Annotated in this window: 13 protein-coding genes and 1 pseudogene; all 14 read right to left on the minus strand. The window is 54.6% G+C overall.

The window, feature by feature from the left end; genetic code table 11:
• Window positions 1-6: 6 nt before the first annotated feature.
• A pseudogene (locus ACKPCT_RS13070) lies at window positions 7-333 on the minus strand (DUF736 domain-containing protein).
• Window positions 334-855: 522 nt separating this feature from the next.
• Window positions 856-1,890 carry a hydrogenase expression/formation protein HypE gene (hypE, locus tag ACKPCT_RS13075; RefSeq protein WP_319567104.1) on the minus strand — a complete coding sequence of 345 codons (1,035 nt, stop codon included), beginning with the start codon at window positions 1,888-1,890 and terminating at the stop codon, window positions 856-858.
• The gene (hypD, locus tag ACKPCT_RS13080) at window positions 1,887-3,026 is read right to left on the minus strand and encodes a hydrogenase formation protein HypD (protein WP_319567105.1); all 1,140 of its coding nucleotides are present in this window, start codon (window positions 3,024-3,026) and stop codon (window positions 1,887-1,889) included. Before hypD ends, hypE begins: the two co-directional genes overlap by 4 nt.
• Window positions 3,026-3,340, minus strand: a complete 315-nt coding sequence (locus ACKPCT_RS13085) for a HypC/HybG/HupF family hydrogenase formation chaperone (RefSeq protein WP_090075398.1) — start codon at window positions 3,338-3,340, stop codon at window positions 3,026-3,028. The genes hypD and ACKPCT_RS13085 overlap by 1 nt, the downstream gene beginning before the upstream one ends.
• Window positions 3,341-3,401: 61 nt before the next feature.
• A complete protein-coding gene (hypF, locus tag ACKPCT_RS13090) occupies window positions 3,402-5,723 on the minus strand; it encodes a carbamoyltransferase HypF (protein WP_319567106.1) in 2,322 nt (773 codons plus the stop codon).
• 48 nt (window positions 5,724-5,771) lie between these two features.
• A complete protein-coding gene (hypB, locus tag ACKPCT_RS13095; protein ID WP_319567107.1) occupies window positions 5,772-6,632 on the minus strand; it encodes a hydrogenase nickel incorporation protein HypB in 861 nt (286 codons plus the stop codon).
• 182 nt (window positions 6,633-6,814) lie between these two features.
• Complete coding sequence (locus ACKPCT_RS13100; protein WP_090075395.1) at window positions 6,815-8,521, minus strand: GAF domain-containing protein; 1,707 nt, start codon at window positions 8,519-8,521, stop codon at window positions 6,815-6,817.
• A 139-nt stretch (window positions 8,522-8,660) separates the two neighbouring features.
• A complete protein-coding gene (locus tag ACKPCT_RS13105; RefSeq protein ID WP_319567108.1) occupies window positions 8,661-10,667 on the minus strand; it encodes a DVU_1553 family AMP-dependent CoA ligase in 2,007 nt (668 codons plus the stop codon).
• Window positions 10,661-12,205: a radical SAM (seleno)protein TrsS gene (trsS, locus tag ACKPCT_RS13110; protein ID WP_319567109.1), complete on the minus strand. Its 1,545-nt coding sequence runs from the start codon at window positions 12,203-12,205 to the stop codon at window positions 10,661-10,663. Before trsS ends, ACKPCT_RS13105 begins: the two co-directional genes overlap by 7 nt.
• Entirely contained in the window at window positions 12,202-13,389 is a 1,188-nt protein-coding gene (locus tag ACKPCT_RS13115; protein ID WP_319567110.1) for a DVU_1551 family NTP transferase, read from the minus strand. Before ACKPCT_RS13115 ends, trsS begins: the two co-directional genes overlap by 4 nt.
• On the minus strand, window positions 13,386-13,874 hold the full coding sequence (locus ACKPCT_RS13120) for a DVU_1555 family C-GCAxxG-C-C protein (RefSeq protein ID WP_319567111.1): 489 nt from the start codon (window positions 13,872-13,874) through the stop codon (window positions 13,386-13,388). The genes ACKPCT_RS13115 and ACKPCT_RS13120 overlap by 4 nt, the downstream gene beginning before the upstream one ends.
• Window positions 13,871-14,662 (minus strand): DVU_1556 family methyltransferase, encoded by a 792-nt coding sequence (trsM, locus tag ACKPCT_RS13125; RefSeq protein ID WP_319567112.1) that lies wholly within the window; start codon window positions 14,660-14,662, stop codon window positions 13,871-13,873. The genes ACKPCT_RS13120 and trsM overlap by 4 nt, the downstream gene beginning before the upstream one ends.
• A complete protein-coding gene (locus ACKPCT_RS13130) occupies window positions 14,659-14,877 on the minus strand; it encodes a DVU_1557 family redox protein (protein ID WP_090075390.1) in 219 nt (72 codons plus the stop codon). Before ACKPCT_RS13130 ends, trsM begins: the two co-directional genes overlap by 4 nt.
• A complete protein-coding gene (locus tag ACKPCT_RS13135) occupies window positions 14,874-17,360 on the minus strand; it encodes a pyridine nucleotide-disulfide oxidoreductase/dicluster-binding protein (protein ID WP_319567113.1) in 2,487 nt (828 codons plus the stop codon). Before ACKPCT_RS13135 ends, ACKPCT_RS13130 begins: the two co-directional genes overlap by 4 nt.
• Window positions 17,361-17,365 lie beyond the last annotated feature (5 nt).

Raw genomic sequence — 17,365 nt, forward strand, 5'->3', positions numbered from 1 at the left:
GTGATTTCATTCGCCACGGTGCCCATTGGGACGAGACCAGATCAGGATGCAGCTCTCACCATCTTCATCGTCGAAGAGGTTGGCATAGATGGGAGCTGTAAAGCTGGGATCATCCAGTTTGAGGCCAAGATAGTCGCGACCTTCGCTGGATTGCTTGGACTAGGCAGCCTCAATTTCTGCACGGCCGACTAGGACACGGTGGCTGGGAGCGTTTTCACCAGTTGCGCGAATGTCGGGAATGATGCGGACGCCTTTTGCCTGGACGCTGAGAGTGACGATTTCACCAGTGTATTCGTTGGTGCCGTTCTTCTTGAAGGTGCCGATGGTAGCCATTTTAAAACTCCATTTTGTTTCCGATCCCGCACCATGCGGTCTCGATGGCGATCAAAAGGCCGAAGACGATTGCCGCCGCATCCTTGCGATCGAAGCACAGCGGAGGATGGAAAGGAGTGGCTTTGTTGTTTCGCGAGGAATGTCGGCTCGACGAAGGGGAAGAAAGCCAATCAGAACCATTGCGGCCTAGGCAATCGAGGCGGCAGCCGATCTTCGGCCAGATCAGGCCAGATCAAGAGACCGTTTGAGGCGATCGGGAAATGTTGGGGTTTCGAGAAAGCGCGAAGCGAGGGCTCAATGAAAACTGTACAAAAGAAAGAAGGTTTTTACAGTTACAAAAACAGCAAACGTAAGGCCAATGACGGCATCGTACAATGCAACGCCTGTGCCGCATCAAATGAGCGGCCACTGGTAAGCTTAAAACTAATCGTGCTTCCCCTGCCGAAGCATTTGGAATGACGATTGGTTTTATCCGCATCTACAGTTAACAGTTATTCTATGGAGCAAATCTGGTATATAGCCTCAACAAATGCGTGGTAGTTGTTCTCCGACCAGCATATCAACAATCCGCCCGCCCCCAAACAACGTTTGCATGATGACGCGTTTCGGATGGTCCTTCACGGCACGTCCTATGATCGCCGATTGATGTCCCGCAGATGTAGCTTTCATGGCACTGAGCGCGGCTTCGGCTTCAGCTTCAGGCACAAACAGAACCAAGGTGCCCTCGTTAGCCAGATAGAGAGGGTCAAGCCCGAGAATTTCGGAAACACCACGCACCTCAGAATGAATCGGCAAAAGCTTTTCCTCGATCTCGATCCCGACACCAGCCTCTTGAGCGATTTCATTAAGAGATGAAGCAAGCCCACCTCTGGTCGCGTCTCGCGCCGCCCTAACATGGGGAGCAACCCGTAGCACCGCTTCCATGAGGCCATTGAGCGGTTGGCAATCACTGGCAATGGAAGCCGATAGGGCAAGATCGCCCCGCGCTGCCAAAATCGCAGCGCCATGGTCGCCAAGCCGATGATTGACAATGGCCACGTCACCCGCCTTGACTGAAGAAGCAAGCAATTCCCTTCCCGGAGGGATCACTCCAACCCCTGACGTATTGATAAAAACACCATCCCCCTTGCCTTTGTCGACCACCTTGGTATCACCCGTAACGATTGATACCCCGGCTTCTTCAGCGGTGCAGACCATGCTCTCAACGATGCGCACCAAGGTCGCAATATCAAAGCCTTCCTCAAGGATAAAGCCAGCCGATAACCAGAGAGGCAGAGCTCCGCCCACGGCTAGATCGTTGACCGTGCCGCACACCGAGATCTTACCGATATCACCACCGGGAAATTCCAACGGAGAAACGACAAAGCTGTCAGTGGTAAAGGCCAGTTGCGCGCCCGGCTCTAACAATGCAGGATGCTTAAGGCGGGCCTGATCCTCTCGGCTTTGCGGCTTGAAGCGTGCAGCAAAAATCTGGTCGATCAGATCATGCATGGCCTTGCCGCCACCACCATGCGCAAGAGATATCCGCCCCGCAGCAAGTTTACTCATCTCATTCATTCTGCACCCTCCGGCCTCATATCGGCATATTGATAATAGGCTGCACAAGCCCCTTCAGATGAAACCATCAGCGCCCCAAGAGGATGCTCCGGCGTACAGCCTTTGCCAAATTCCGGACAAACGAAAGGCTTCATTCGCCCCGTCATCACCGCACCACAGGCAAAGCTCTCCATATCCGGTTGATGCGGTTTGGACGATCCATAGCCGATGTCGAATTTACGCTCTGCGTCATAGGAGGCATAAGCTTTGCGAATGCGCAGGCCGGACTTGTCAATTTCGCCAAGACCGCGCCACTCAAAGGTCGGACGCGGTTCATAGACTTGTGAAATCGCAGCCAAAGAGGCCGGATTGCCTTCTGCAGGCACGATCCGTGCGTATTGGTTTTCGATTTCGGCACGCCCTTCGGCCAGCTGCCTGAGCACCATAAGTATCGACTGCAAGAGATCAAGCGGCTCGAACCCGGCCACCACCAGCGGCTTGCGATAATCACGCGCAATGAAATCATACGGACGTGTGCCAATAACCATGGAAACATGCCCCGGCCCTATAAAACCATCAAGCTTCATTTCCGGATCTTCCAGCAACAGCCTGAGAGGCGGGGTCACTGTTATATGATTGCAAAAAAGTGAAAAATTGGAGATCCCTTCCTCAGCCGCCTGCAAAATTGTCAAGGCCGTAGACGGCGTCGTCGTCTCAAAACCGAGACCGAAAAACACAACTTCCCGATCCGGATTGGTCCGCGCCAACTCCAGCGCATCGAGAGGGGAATAGACCATGCGCACATCTGCCCCTTCAGATTTCGCATCAAGAAGCGATTTCTTGCGTCCGGGCACCCGCATGGCATCACCAAAGCTGGTGAAGATCACTTCCGGCTTCATGGCGATCTCCACGCATTCATCCACCCTCTTCATGGGCAGCACACAGACAGGGCAGCCCGGCCCGTGAATGAATTCCAGCCCTTGAGGGGTGAGACGATCCAGCCCATAGCGGAAAATTGCATGGGTGTGTCCGCCACAGATTTCCATCAGGCGCACAGGTTCTTCTGCCGTAGCCCCAATCTCGTCAATGGTTTTGCAGATCGCGCCAAGAAGGCTCTTTGCTGCTGTTGGATCGCGAAATTCAGTCACATATTTCATTACGAAGGTCCCTGCCCCGACTGAGTTTCCGCCCCCAGCATGGTCTTTGTTTCTTCGATGCTTTCCAGCGTGTCGGATACCTCATCCAGCTCATGCAGAGCCTTGAGAGTCAGGGCGGCCTCTGCTTCGTCAATCAGGCTCATGGCGAACCCCACATGGATGAGCGTCCATTGACCAACAAGATCTTCCAGAGCGTTGTTTATCGCTACGCAAGTGACATTGACCTCGCGGCGTACGCCGGAAATATCCACCATCGCCAGTTTTCGTTCTGGATCAGTGATCCCAACGATCTGTCCAGGAATTCCCAAACACATCTCGCACCCTTTCTTCTCTCAAGTCAGCCTCGCCAGATCAGCGCAAGACTGAAGCCAAATTTCACCCACCCATCACGTTCAGGCTACGCGCCACACCAATAGCGGCCTGCCCCAAAGACAATCCCCCATCATTACAAGGCACCTTGCTGTGACTCAGAATATGAAGCCCCGCATTTGCCAGACGATCATGCAAGAGAGCAAACAGTGTCGCATTCTGGAAGCAGCCTCCGGACAAAGCGACGATATTGATCCTCTGCTGATGCGCCAATATCAATGTCAGCCTTGCCAAAGCTTCTGCCAACCCAAGATGGAAACGCGCAGACAGCAATCCCGAAGAAGCGCCTTTCAGTCTGTCTTCAAGCATGGCCTCTAGCGCCGGAGCAGGATCAAGCTGCAGCGGAGTTCCGGCCCGGATTACAAAAGGATAGGCAGCCCTCTCCTCAACTTTAAGACATTGGCGATCGATTGCCGCTTCAAACAGCATGGCCGCCTCGCCCTCAAAGCTCTGCCGCCCCCATGCAACGCCGCAAAGAGCAGCAGCAGCATCAAACAGGCGCCCACAGGAGGAACTCAATGGTGCGTTGATGCCCTTGCGCATCATTGCATCCAAGGTGGCCAAAGGTTGCGCACCGAAACGCTCTTCCAGGTCAAGGCCAGCAAAACGATCAGCAAATTGTGGCCACCCCATGCTGGAAACCACATGCGCATACGCATTACGCCAAGGTTCGCGCACGGCCGCTGCCCCGCCGGGCAATGGCACTGGTTTGAGATGAGCCAGACGCTGATAGCCCTGGTAATCAGCAAGGAGAACTTCACCACCCCATATGGTGCCATCATCTCCCAAGCCAGAGCCATCCAGAGCCAGCCCCAGAATTGGTCCATCTGCCAGTCTTACCCCATTCTCGGCCATACAGGACGCAATGTGCGCATGGTGATGCTGCACCTCCGTAACGGGCCGTCCCTTAGCAATCTCATAGCCAAATCGGGTGGAAAGATAATCAGGATGCGCATCAACAATAAGGTGCTCCGCATGATGGTGAAAAAGGGCGCTGAACAGAGCCAGATTGTGCCGTTGCTCTTCGTTGGTGGCCGCATCTTCCAAATCGCCCATATGCTGACTGAGGATTGCCTGTCCTTTTTGTGTAAAACAGAAAGTGTTTTTCAGTTCCGACCCCATCGCCAAGATGCAAGGATCCTGAGGAAAATCATCCGGCAGAGTTATGGCCTGCGGCGCATATCCCCGTGCCCTGCGCAGAATGCGAGCCTCACCCAAGTCTACCGCCACCACACTGTCGTCAATCCGGTTCGCGATCTCCCGATCATGCATCAGGGCGAAGTCGGCAATGGCCGAAAGCTTGTCTCGGATCTCCTGGTTGGTTGTGCATTGGGGATGCCCCGAGATATTGCCAGAAGTCATGATAAGTGGCTGATCCAGATGCTCGAACGTAAGATGGTACAGGGGCGTATGGGGCAACATGAAACCAAGGCGTGAAAGACCGGGAGCCACGGCCTCCGGCAATGTTTCCCCTTGTCCGTAGAGCAACAAAATAGGCGCAGCCGGGCTGGTGAGCACGGCTGTTTCCACAGTGGAAATAGCCACATACCGCCCAATGACCTTCAGATCCCGTGCCATCATCGCAAAGGCCTTGGCCTTGCGTCTCTTGCGCATACGCAGCGCTTCGACCGTTTTGGCGTTGGTCGCGTCACAGGCCAGATGCACGCCACCGAGCCCACGGATGGCTACGATATGACCCGCAAGAATCAGATCAGCCAGCAACCGAGGGCTATCATCGGCTTCGACCCGCGCTCCGCTTTTCAAATCTTCGACCCAGACCGTCGGGCCACAGTGTGGGCAGGCCACAGGCTGGGCATGAAAGCGTCGGTCAGCGGGGTTTGCGAATTCGCCCGCACAATCCTCGCACATGACAAAGGGCGCCATGGTGGTTCTGGCCCGATCATAGGGGCCGGATTGAACAATAGTGAAACGCGGTCCGCAGTTGGTGCAATTGTTGAAAGGATAGCGATAGCGACGATCAAAGGGATCCCGGATTTCATCGAGGCAATCCGGACAGGTTGCCATGTCTGGCGTAACCGCCAACTGCGTTACGCTTCCCTCCTGACTGTTCACGATTTCAAAGCTTTGAGGAGCGGCTCCCGACAGAGAATGCCGAGCAATGCTGTCGATTCGTGCAAGCCCGGGCAGATTGGCCTTGAGAATGGCCTCGAACCTTTCAGCCATCTCCCCCCAAACCCGAACCTCTACGCCTTCGCCTGTATTCTTAACATCGCCCGTCAAGCCACACTCACGCGCCAAGCGCCAGACAGTGGGCCGAAACCCCACCCCCTGCACCTGACCGCGAATGATGAGCGATAGTGCCAACATAACCAGCCTTCCTCCAACACCTCATAGCAAGGGCTCTAGGGCCCAAGCCTAACCAGCTACAGACATGTCCCTTTTCAATTCTTTGAGAAAATCGATCCACTCAGCCATTCCCTCTCCTGTGCGCGCCGACAGCATAAAGATACGGGCCTGCGGATTGACTTGGCGGATATTTGCGGAAATCCGCTCTTCATCAAAATCCACGTAAGGCGCAAGATCGATCTTGTTGACAATCACCACTTCTGAGGCACTGAACATGTAGGGATATTTCACCGGTTTATCGTCGCCCTCGGTTGTTGAAACAATCGCGATCTTCATATGCTCCCCCAGATCGAACATGGCAGGGCATACCAGATTGCCGACATTTTCGATCATTACGATCGAACCCGGTGCAGGATTTAGTTTTTTCGTCGCGGCGGCTATCATGTCTGCCTCCAGATGACAGCCGGCCCCTGTATTGATTTGCAGGGCGCTGGCTCCGGCAGCGCGTATCCTGTCAGCGTCATTGGTTGTCATCTGGTCGCCTTCGATCACTGTGAGTTCCACAGTGGGAGATAAGGCCTCGATGGTCTTTTCTAGCAATGTCGTCTTTCCCGCTCCTGGTGAACTAACCAGATTGAGCGCAAGCACACCGCGCCCTTCAAACCAGCCGCGATTGCGCTGGGCCAGACGATCATTTTCCATCAGAATTGCCTGCTCCACAGAGATGATACGTCCGCTGTGTTCATGACTATGGTCGTGGTCATGATGATGACTGTGACCATGAGCATTGTGCACATGATGATGGTGGTGATGGGTATGGTCGTGATGATGGTGATCATGATCTGACCGCAAAAGGGACGCTTCACCAGTTTCAGGATCAATCATTGAAACCGCAGAGTTCGGATCGGAACAGCCACAGGTGCCACACATATTCATATCCTTTCAAAGCTGAACCTGCGCCGCGAGCGAAAGGGCGCACGGAGGCAGTTTCGTCATGTCGCATGCCCTGCCTTAACAGATCGGTCAACAATCAAGGCCGATGTCACAACAGGCTTTCAGGTCTTGCCAGAAGTCTTTTCGAGATTTTTCGAGAAGGCTTGAGAAAGAGGTATCTATTTCTTGTCCAGAAGGGCTTTGAGCTTGCCAAGATCCCTGACGAGGAACTCTTTTGAGCCAAGCCTTTCAACATAACCATCGCGGATCAGTCCTGCGATGGCGGTTGAAACCGTTTGTCGGGTCACACCAAGGCGCATCGCGATTTCTTCACCATTCGACTGCATCTGAACCGAAATTCCGCGCGCGGTCGGGCGCCCGGATTTCTCGACGCGATCGACCACCATCCGCACAAGCCTGAACTTGACGCTGTGAAAGACCATGTCCTCTATCAGTTCGATGGACTTTCTGAGCAGATGCTCAACAACAGGAATGACGGACAGGGCAAACTCGGTACTCATGCCAAGCGCTGTTTCAAATTCCTTGTGGCGCAAAATATAAACTTCGCCTTCCGTCCTCATTTCCATTTGCAGGTGATCGCGCAAGATCATGGCGTCGCCCGGTCCAAGCGAAAAAAGGGTCAGTTCCTTGCCCTCAAAGGAAGTGAAACAACGCACTTCGCCCTTGACCACAATGAGCACAGCTTCCCCGCTATCATCCCGCTCGTCAGAAGCTGTGAGCAGCGCTCCGGCATGAGGTTTGCGTCGTGAAATAGGGCCGACAATATTATCCTTCTGCAAATCATCCAGAATTTCATGAGGATGGCGCGGAAGATCTTTTACGTTTCTTTGTTGGCTAAGAGGTGCAGGACTAACGACTTGACGGCGCCGCTCCGACGTAGCCTGCACCATGCGGGCGAAGAAAGTCTGACCATTCAACGTCTGCACGATGCATTCGTCTGCAGAAGCAGTTCGGTTGACACTGCCATGCTGCACTGAGAAAAGATCATTGAAGCGCAAACCACCAATAGCGCTCCATGGCAAACCGAGCAGGGTCATCGCAATCCGGTTGGCCCCCACAAGCTTGTCTCCCTCAAAGGCCAGTACGCCTTCATGCGGACTGCCCAGAAGACTGGGATTGTTGTGAATGATCATTCGTTCCCAGCTATCGCTGTTATACTGGAAAACATTACGTTCAATATGCGTGACGGCGCGCCCGAGCAAGGCCAGCAAATGATCATGGGGAACATTGGCCGGTGTACTGAGATCAAGAGTGCCGAGGATGCTGCCTTGCGGATTGAGTATAGGAATTGCAGAACAGCTCAGGACACCATTGGGATCAAGAAAATGCTCGGTCCCACAAATAGTCAAAGGACTTTCTTCCTGAATGGCTGTACCGATGGCATTGGTCCCCATCAGACGCTCGTTCCAGGACGCCCCCGGCATCAGGGCGAGACGATTGGCCGCCTGCATGAAAGTATCATTACCGACCCGCATGAGGATCTGACCCTCGGGATCCGTCAGGATCACCACCCCTTCCGACTGCCCGATGTCGCGGCGCAAGGCCTCCACTTCCCCCCAAGATGCTTGCACAAGGGACTCATTGCGCTCGATCAGGGCGCTAAGCTCCGCCCGCGTGGGGATTTCAACCTTGGCGGGCGTTTCCATGGCAACGCCATAGTCTGCACTGCGCCGCCAAGATTGAAGAATGGTTACGGGTATATTGCCCTCAACATTCCCGGTATCAAGAAAAAAGCGGCGCGCACGAGCCATTGCGACATCATAGGATCCCGCAATCGAGTTCATTTGAGCCAGGTTGAATTTTTGCGTGGACGAGGACGCGCGATAGTCATCGCCGTCTTTGTCGTCATTCCCGGTTGTCATCATTGAACAAATTCTATGCCTCCAGCAGAACCCTGGTCCGGTTCTGTCCTCCCATTAAAGTAAATTGTCTCTCAGCCGTCCCCGAGCGCTTTGATGTAAAACAATTGATGGCGTTCCTCTGCCTCTTAAGGGCCGTTTCACTTTATTTCTTTAGATAAGCCATCAGATCATTCAGACTTTTGATTACCCTCCCTTCCGTTATTTCTTCGACAACACAGGGAACCGGCAAAATCTCCCTCTCGATTTTACTGCGCTTGATCAGAAGTGCGGGCATAGTGAGCCTTTGAGCCGCACTCCAATCTTCCGGTCCATCCCCAACGAAAAGACACTCCCCGACAACAAGCGACACATGGCGACAAGCCATCAGCAACAGGTCTGGTCTTGGCTTTGATGACAGCGAGGGTGTCTTTCCAACAATCGCGTCCAGAAACGCAGACAACCCAAGCCTTTTGACAAGCGCTTCCGCATCCCGCTGGCATTTGTTGGTCACAACCACGACGCGATAGGCCTCCTCGGTGAGCCTTTGCAAAACCGGCACCACATCAGGATAAAGCCGAGCCATCTGCTCTTCCATCATGGGATAGTAAGCCAGATAGTGGTCAAGCTGGACCTTTTGCTCCTCTTCTTTGATCTTTTCTCCCAAATGCTCCGCAATGGTGCCGATAAGCCGGAATGCTCCCCCGCCCAGAAGCCTTGCTACCAGATCCTCCGACACTGGAGGGCGCCCAAAAGAAGCGCGAGCACAATTCACCGCCGCATGCACAGCAGGCAATGTATGAGCCAGGGTACCATCCAGATCGAACAGCACCGCCCTCGTTCTTGACCCGCCATTCTGCCGGACCGGAACTCTTTTGCTTTTGTGAGGGAGCAAAACTGCATCTACCTGTTTCAGGTCGAGAGACAGGTGACCAAGACCAGCCGCCTGCTTGAAAGCAGGTAGCCTCTGCAATTCATTCAAAATACTTTGTTCCAAGCCATCCTTTTGCACAGTCGCAATGGAAGCGACATTCAGTTGCAATATCGCCTGCCCTTTACCATCGCTTGCCAAAGAGGCGGCGTAGTCGGTGACACCATCTGTCGCGAAAAGCGCTTCATCCAATGCACCACGCGTCAGCCTTTCGCTCCCGGGAAGTTCAAGGGCCGTGAGCAACCGGTCATCGGGGCCATAAAGACGTCGGGTGACATTGCCGCACGTGCACGGCTCGTCAACCAATCGCCCCAGATCTCCAGTCCTGTAGCGGATCAGTGGCAGCACTTCTCGGCGGAGCGTGGTAATCGTTATTTCGCCATAGCCCCCTTCAGGCAGAACAGTGCCGGTAAGAGGATCCACGATTTCCAGATAAAGATCCGTTTCCCTCACATGCAATCCATCATGGCAAACACACTCCAGCGCCCCGCCATAGCCGGTTTCCGTCATGCCCCAATGATTGAAGACAGATGTGCCCCACATGGTTTCAAGACCGCGAATTATTGCTTCGCAGGCATGGTCAGCACTGATAAGGATCGCACGAGGATGGGGCACCAGACCACCATCAGATAGAGAAAGACGAGCAACGGCAAAGAAGGGGACCGGAAGACCGAACAGCACATCAGGCTGTTCGGCACGAAGCCAATCAAGCAAGGCGTCCGCAGAAGAAACATCGGGCGCCGTCAGCGGTGTGGCGTTGAGGCGTCGCGCCGCTTCGTATAGTCCCTGACCGATACTACCAGACCGGGTCGCAGGAAAGGCGATTCCGACACGATCTCCGGCGTGGGTAAACTGGCTCATGCCACGGTGGAAATAGTTAATGGTGTTTTCCAAATCCGCATCCGAGAAGGCTATGCGCTTGGGAGCCCCCGTAGTGCCCGAGCTTTCCAGCGTTACCATACGCGCAACCAGATTGCGGGGCGCAGCGATGAGGGGTGGATCATTGCGCGCTAGATCTTCCGGCCATGTAAAGGGCAGACCTTGAACATCTGCAAGGCTCTGCGGCAGCCCTTCCGGCCAGCGGGGAAACTGGCGATAGAAACCACTGTTGGCGCGAGCATGCTCGATCGTATCGCGAACATGGGCAAGTTGATAGGCATCGCGCTCTTCTCGGGTTTCAAAAGGACAGAAGCCACGCTCGCATTGCCCAAAAACCTCACTCTGCATGAAAGTCTTCAGCATCCCTCCTCCTTCCGGTAGAGCGAACGCCCTTCCCGATCCGTAAGATTGAATGCACAAAAAGGCACAGCCTTCTGGTCAGGCATCATGACATGAATGTAGCATTGGCGCAGACGCTCCAGATCTAGCGTCCATGCATCCTGAAAAACCATCGCCGACAGTCCCAACGTGCGGGCACGCCGCTTCAGCACGGCATCAAAAGCAACAAAAGAGGGATCGTCGGTATCATCTTCCTCACCTGCACAGCTCCACTGGTCAGCAACATAGCGACGCGCGCGCGCCACATCGGCACCAGGCACAGCTTCTTTCTGAGCATCAGGGCCAGGACAACAACTGGACTTGGCAGGCTCCGGCTCGTTCCCGGACGAACAGCGACATCCTTCTTGCTCATGCTCGATTTCTGTTTCCGGCGGCCGGACGAGCAGATCCTCTCCCGGCACACCACACCCACAGGACTGGCTGGCTGCCCCACCCGTATCTTCACCTGCCGAACAGCAGGATGACTGAGCAACCTGATCAGGGACCAAGCGCCCATCCTCCTCAACGACAAAGCGACCACTGAAGGAACAGAAAGGATTTTCCGCAGATCCCGGATGGAAATCATAAAGAGAAATCCTACCCTTCTCATGAGAGATCAGTGCATCCATGACTTCCGGCAGCGTGAAACGGGTCTCCGGACGGGGAGGCTCCGGTGTCCGGCCAAAATAGCTCACAGGTTGAAAATGCACTGCGCGAACAGTCGGCATATGGGCTTTGGCATAGTCAACGATTACGCCAATTTGATCGGTATTGACACCCGGCACGAGTGTCGGCACCAACACCACGCCAATATGCGCCTTTTCACAAGCAGCAATGGCATCTTCCTTGATGCGTGCCAACTTTGCACCGCGCATGGCTTTGTGAACAGTATCAGACACGCCATCAAATTGCAGGAAGACACAGTCTAAACCCGCATCGGCCAGTGCTCTGACATAATTAGGATCCTTTGAAAGCCTTAAACCGTTGGTGTTGAGCTGAACAAAAGAAAAGCCCTTTGAGCGGACAAGCGCTATGATTTCGGGCAAATCGTCACGCACCGTCGGCTCTCCTCCGGAAAGCTGGATATGCACTCTACCTCCGGCCCGTTCCATCAGTGTGTCAAGCCACTTGTTTATGGTATGCATAGACACATCTTTGCCTTCCCGCTCTGCCGAAGCAAAGCAGAAGGGGCAAGCGATATTGCAGCGAGACGTCACTTCGAGCAAAACACAACAGCTTTGCTGCTGGTGGTCAGAGCATATGCCGCAATCATGGGGACACCCCTTATCAACCGACGTCGCCGGATTGAGAATCTGCGACTGGTTCCGCGGAGCTTTGTCCCAAAGGAAGTAGCTTTTGAGACCACGCCAGATAGGCGTGCTTACCGTTCCATGTTCTGGGCAGCTTTTCTCAAGATAGACGGTGTCGCCCTCGGCATAGCGGATCGCAGAAACGGTTTTGAGACAATCCGGGCAAACGCTTTCTGTTGTGCCGAGAACCATACGACTGTCGGAATAGGTCATGATGCAGCCTCCAACATATTCCTGATTTCAATCGGCACACCGGGAACATCGCCCCCCAAAGTATTGATGGCAGCCACAATGGCAAGGGCATCGCTGAGCCGCTTGCGCACACCAGCCAACGCGTCCGGTTGATCGGCAAATCGCGTAAATGCCGGAGCGAAGCGCTGTTCAAGGCCAACGATTTCCTCCCCGGAGACAAGCTTGTCAGCGAGATAGACCAGTGCGATTTCATCAAGACGCTGATATCCATTTGCCAAGGCCATGTGTTGCCCAACTATGTTATGGAGCGCGGGAAATCCCCATTCGGCGAGCAATTCCGCTCCTAGAGAAGCGTGTTGAGGTCGGCCCTTTGCTATATCATGCAACACGGCTCCAGCCGTGATCAGGCCAATGTCCAGATCCTGCTTATGTTCGAGAAGTCCGCTTGCCAGTAAATTGGCCAATTTGGCGACAGCTTGCCCATGACGACGGACGGATTGTGGCGTTCCAGCCGCATCAAACAGGGCTTCACATTCACGCTCATCGGGCAAATGGTGGTTTTGGAGAGCCGCCAGCTGTTCGGCATGCTCTTCGGGATAGTCCATGTCCCTGAGGCAACCACTATCAAATACGGCGATTGTTTCCGACGCATGGCGCGACAGGATCGAGGCTGCCCCCCCCTCTTGTCCATCCCCAACCAGCAGACCTTCAAAGAGGCCCCTAGCGATGAAAGGCGGGTGACCGATTAGGCCATCAAAAACCGGATGAACCAATAAAGCATCAGCATGGCGTGCTTTTGCCATAACCCGCTTCAGAGTGGTCGGCCTGACCAGTGGAATATCAACTGGCATCAACAGACAGCCAGCAACCATTTGGGGCAAGGACGCAATGCCAGCCTTGATAGAACTGAACATGTCGCTCTCATAATCCCGATTATACACCGCTACCGCCCCGATACTCTCGACATGGGAACGGAGTTCCTTGGCTTTATGCCCGATCACGACATGAACAGGTTCGGCTCCGGCTTGGCGCGCCACCTGTACAACATGACTGAGCACAGTGCCATCTCCAAAGGGCAACAGCGGTTTGAAAGCCCCCATGCGTGACGAAAGCCCGGCGGACAGAATGACAGCCGCAATTGGCACCTCATGTTTGTTTCCCAATGCAGGCCTTTCAAGGGTATCGGTTTGCGCAAGACCCATCATGACAGGAACTCCAATGCGCCAGTATTCTCGCAAGTCTCACTTCCGCGTGGCGGGTGAGCGATATCGACGTCATAGCGGTTGAGTATTTCGTTGAGTTTCTGCCAGCTTTCAGCGATCAGAGCGGGGCAACGCCGGGCTTTCAAATTCATGTCAAACTGCATGATGTCGCTGCAATTACAACCGCCATACTCCTCTGTGCATCGATGCTTGAACCAACCACCGAACTCTTCAAGAATATCGACAAAGCGACTGTCTTCACTTTCATCCTCACCGGCCTTACCCGCCAGCATGCCAACAACGCAAGAACCGGCAGAAAGAATGCCGCACGTCATGCCCTGCCCCATGCCAACAGCAAGGCCAGACATGGCGCGAACGAGATCTGGATCCTGTCGACCTGCGGCTTCCAACGCCAGTATCATCATGATGTGACTGCATTTGAGATCGGCGAGCAGCAACTCAGCTACGCGAAAGGAGTCTTCTGTCATGTTATTGCCTCCTGACTGTTGGCCCGATTGGTATTCGCAGGACGATCAATGGGCTTGACCGCAATGGCCATATAGTATCCGGGCTTCAAGGCATGCATCTGGGCACTGGTTCGAGCATCTCCCCACAAGGCGTCAAGGGAACCAAACCGGAAAATGAAACGGGCCACAAAGTTGCGCAGACATTCAGATCTGTCCTCAAAATACAGCAGCTGAAAGCCTGCCGTTCCGATGGCCTTTCTCACTCTATCCGCCGATAAAAGGCGAATCGCCCTTTCATCCGATCCGGACATGTCCGGATTTCGGGCATATACATCGCACAAGGCTAGTTTGCCCCCTGCTCGTAAAACCCTGAACCATTCAGCCAGCGCGGCCCGGTGATCCGGCATGACTGTCAACACGCATTCAGATAGCACCCCGTCCATGGCTTCGTTATCAATCGGCATGGCTGCACCACTGCAGCAGAACAGATCCACGTTGGGGAACAGATTGCGGGCCATCGCGAGCGGGGCCGCATCCGTGTCGACACCCACCACATTCAATCCGCGGCGGATCATGACTCCCAGACTGCGCCCCTGCCCGCATCCCACATCGACCACATGATCTGCGATAGCAAAGCCAGCCCGATCAAGAAGCTCACCAGTCATCCGCAGCCCACCAGGGCTTATTGGTTCGCCATTTCTGTCCGTGACAAGACCATAGCCAAAGAGGCCCGCGCACCCACTGGCATGCTGACCAGCAGCCTGTCTGGTGACAGAATCCATTACGCCATGAGGGCCGTTGATCTTCATTTGTCCTCCAAAGCCTGTTCGACTTTCAACATGCGGCCATAAGCCAGATCTTCAGAAATATAGACAAAGCCGCATGTTGGGCAGACGGGAAGATCCACCGGAAAGGTCTGCCCCATATAGCTGGCAATGACCTTTCCCTGCTGGAGCGGAGTTTCGCATCTCGCACAGAGTAGATCGTCCAAATGCGGGGTCTCTTGTTCCTTGGGAGAAGTCATTTTTGCACCTCCACATCCATACGATGCCCATAGGCGCGGTGGATGAGCGCCCCCTCATCTGTGAGTTCATATTCCACCCAAGTGCTTACCGGCCCTGTGCGCAGAGTCGCGATCATATGCCCGCTTTTCCTGTCCTTCAGTTTCTGTCCTGATGTTTCCGCATGAGCCACGACCGCGCGCACTTCGTCATCGAGGATCAGCTTTCGCTCCATATCAACCCGGACGTCATCTGAAATTAGAATAGTCCACTCAGGATCTTGCTCTTGCATGCTTTCCCCCCATAGTTCACGCAGCAATCTGGCCTTCAAGCGGGCTCTATTGTCCCGGCGATTGGAGAACCCCGGGTCTGGACGGGCCGCCGGATCGGCTCCATCTTCAGATGGAAACAGGAAATCGAGCAGGTGTGCAGATCTCTTCCCCCGTCGGGCAAAATTGTCCCGACACATGGCACAATAGGCCAAATAATCCTCGGAAAGCTCTGCAGCTCTTTGATCAACAATGGCGTCCGCTACCTCACGATTGGCAAAGGATACTAAACCGCCATACCCGCAGCAGGTCGTCTTTTCCGGACCAGAAATCTCTCGTATCGTCAGCCCGGTATCTGCAGCTAGGGAGCGCACAGCAGCATGGATTTCTGTCTCGTGACGCCCAGTGCAGGGATCATGAATGGCAAACACGGTGCCATCCGGCACAGCCCTTGCCTTTGTTGGCAACGGGCTTTTCGCGAGCAAAGGCCAGAGCGACCGCACAGGAAGGTCTGGCATGGCCTTCTTGAACATGGACAGACAGGTCGAGCAAGCCGTGATGATCTCCGGCTTGCCACAGCTTTCCCAGCTTGCACGCAGATGTGCCAAAACTTCCTCATGCAGTGCTGTGCGTCCAGCCCAGTAGGCAGGCGCACCACAGCAATCCATCATCAACCCAACCCCTCCGGACAATATTTCTCCAAGATGCAGATAAAGCCCTTGCACCTGATCAGGAGCGGAAGCGGCCAACTGACAACCGGGGAAGAAAAGATAAGCACTTTTGTCATTGCCGGGTTGATGGCGCATAAAGGCAGAGCGATGAGACCGGCTGTCGGCCATATCGCGCAAGGCGAAGTCGTGATGGGAAGCGGGCATGTGGCCGCTATCAACCATCTCACGACGCGCTTCAAGACAGACATCCCCCATAGCCAGATCCGTGGGGCACACCGTCTCACACAAGCCACAGAGCGTGCAGCTGTCAATCATCCGGTTGGCCTTACGGTTGCCCATGACGATGCTGAGATTGTTATGGATCTCGCGCACCGCTCGTTTGGGATAGGTCTTGTAGTAGGCAAGATAAGCGCAGGCTTTTGTGCATTCTAGGCAATTACACGGAAAACACCGTTCCGCCTCTGCTATGGCTTCATCAGGGGTGTATCCAATTATGCTGTTTGCGGCCTCGACGGGAGGAACGGGCGGATGTGCATCGACATTGACATAAAGGCAAGAGGTTGCCGCAGCCGTGCTATCTCGATTTGCCGTCAAGGAAGCCCCTTGCAGGAACCTGTCTATGGAACCAGCGGCCCGCCTTCCATCATAGATGGACCGAACAGGTGAATAGACCTCGCCCAACGCGCCATGATAGCCGCCACCGAAGACTTTCGGATGGCTGGTCGCACGGCTTTCGGGATCGATCTCAATGCGCCCATTGTCACTCAGTCGGATGGTCGGAGCAAAGGCCGTTGCGACTCCGGGTCCAAGAGCAAGCAGAACGGCGTCATGGTCTTCGATCAGGCTTGCAAGACCCATCGGGCCCTCTCCGCCAGTCACCCTGCAGCGGCAACGGATATCAACCCCGAGCGAAGTGAGACTGCCCAGATCAAGAGCAATAGCAGAAGGCGGGAGAATGGCGGGGTCATAATCATGATGCAACCGTTCGAGCGGATGGGCGTCCGCTTCCAGAACGGTGATCCTTTGCCCCTTCATAGCCAGATCGAAGGCAGCCGTCAGCCCCGACAACCCTGCCCCCACGATGGCAATCTTTTTGGGTTTGGCAATTCTTTGTGCCTGCCGACGCAAAGTGGAACAGCTTTCCTCGACAAGGGTCCGCTCAATCTGGGAAATGCGCACCGCCCCACCGGCTTCTGCCCGACGGCACCTTTCTTCACATGGATGATCGCATATATGTCCGAGAATGGCAGGAAAAGGCACATAGCGGCAATAAAGCGCAAATGCTGCGGGAAAATCCCCTTGTTTCACCTTGGCTAACATTGACCTCACGTCGACGCGTAGGGGACAAGTCACCTCGCAAGCAGGAGGTTGTTCCTCAATGCATCTTGCTTCCAGAAGCTTTACCTGATCGCTATCCATTTTGATGCCCCGTTCATCTGTCTCTATTGCCGGGCCCGAAGAATCCGGTCCAGCCAGTTTGATGTCAGAGGTGCAGGGCCGGATAAGAGGCATACCCGGTCCCGCGCCCACCAGAAGCATGCATGGCATTGTAAAAGGAAATGCCATGCTGC

This window comes from Cohaesibacter marisflavi, from assembly GCF_963665895.2.
Classification (GTDB): Bacteria; Pseudomonadota; Alphaproteobacteria; order Rhizobiales; family Cohaesibacteraceae; genus Cohaesibacter; species Cohaesibacter marisflavi.

Excerpts from the sequence above, each read along its gene's own strand:
- ACKPCT_RS13085 (WP_090075398.1), bottom strand. The coding sequence starts at position 3,340 with ATGTGTTTGGGAATTCCTGGACAGATCGTTGGGATCACTGATCCAGAA.
- hypF (WP_319567106.1), bottom strand. The coding sequence starts at position 5,723 with ATGTTGGCACTATCGCTCATCATTCGCGGTCAGGTGCAGGGGGTGGGG.
- trsS (WP_319567109.1), bottom strand. The coding sequence starts at position 12,205 with ATGACCTATTCCGACAGTCGTATGGTTCTCGGCACAACAGAAAGCGTT.
- ACKPCT_RS13135 (WP_319567113.1), bottom strand. The coding sequence starts at position 17,360 with ATGGCATTTCCTTTTACAATGCCATGCATGCTTCTGGTGGGCGCGGGA.
- ACKPCT_RS13120 (WP_319567111.1), bottom strand. The coding sequence starts at position 13,874 with ATGACAGAAGACTCCTTTCGCGTAGCTGAGTTGCTGCTCGCCGATCTC.
- ACKPCT_RS13100 (WP_090075395.1), bottom strand. The coding sequence starts at position 8,521 with ATGATGACAACCGGGAATGACGACAAAGACGGCGATGACTATCGCGCG.
- ACKPCT_RS13105 (WP_319567108.1), bottom strand. The coding sequence starts at position 10,667 with ATGCTGAAGACTTTCATGCAGAGTGAGGTTTTTGGGCAATGCGAGCGT.
- ACKPCT_RS13130 (WP_090075390.1), bottom strand. The coding sequence starts at position 14,877 with ATGACTTCTCCCAAGGAACAAGAGACCCCGCATTTGGACGATCTACTC.
- ACKPCT_RS13115 (WP_319567110.1), bottom strand. The coding sequence starts at position 13,389 with ATGATGGGTCTTGCGCAAACCGATACCCTTGAAAGGCCTGCATTGGGA.
- hypE (WP_319567104.1), bottom strand. The coding sequence starts at position 1,890 with ATGAATGAGATGAGTAAACTTGCTGCGGGGCGGATATCTCTTGCGCAT.
- hypB (WP_319567107.1), bottom strand. The coding sequence starts at position 6,632 with ATGTGTGGCACCTGTGGCTGTTCCGATCCGAACTCTGCGGTTTCAATG.
- trsM (WP_319567112.1), bottom strand. The coding sequence starts at position 14,662 with ATGAAGATCAACGGCCCTCATGGCGTAATGGATTCTGTCACCAGACAG.
- hypD (WP_319567105.1), bottom strand. The coding sequence starts at position 3,026 with ATGAAATATGTGACTGAATTTCGCGATCCAACAGCAGCAAAGAGCCTT.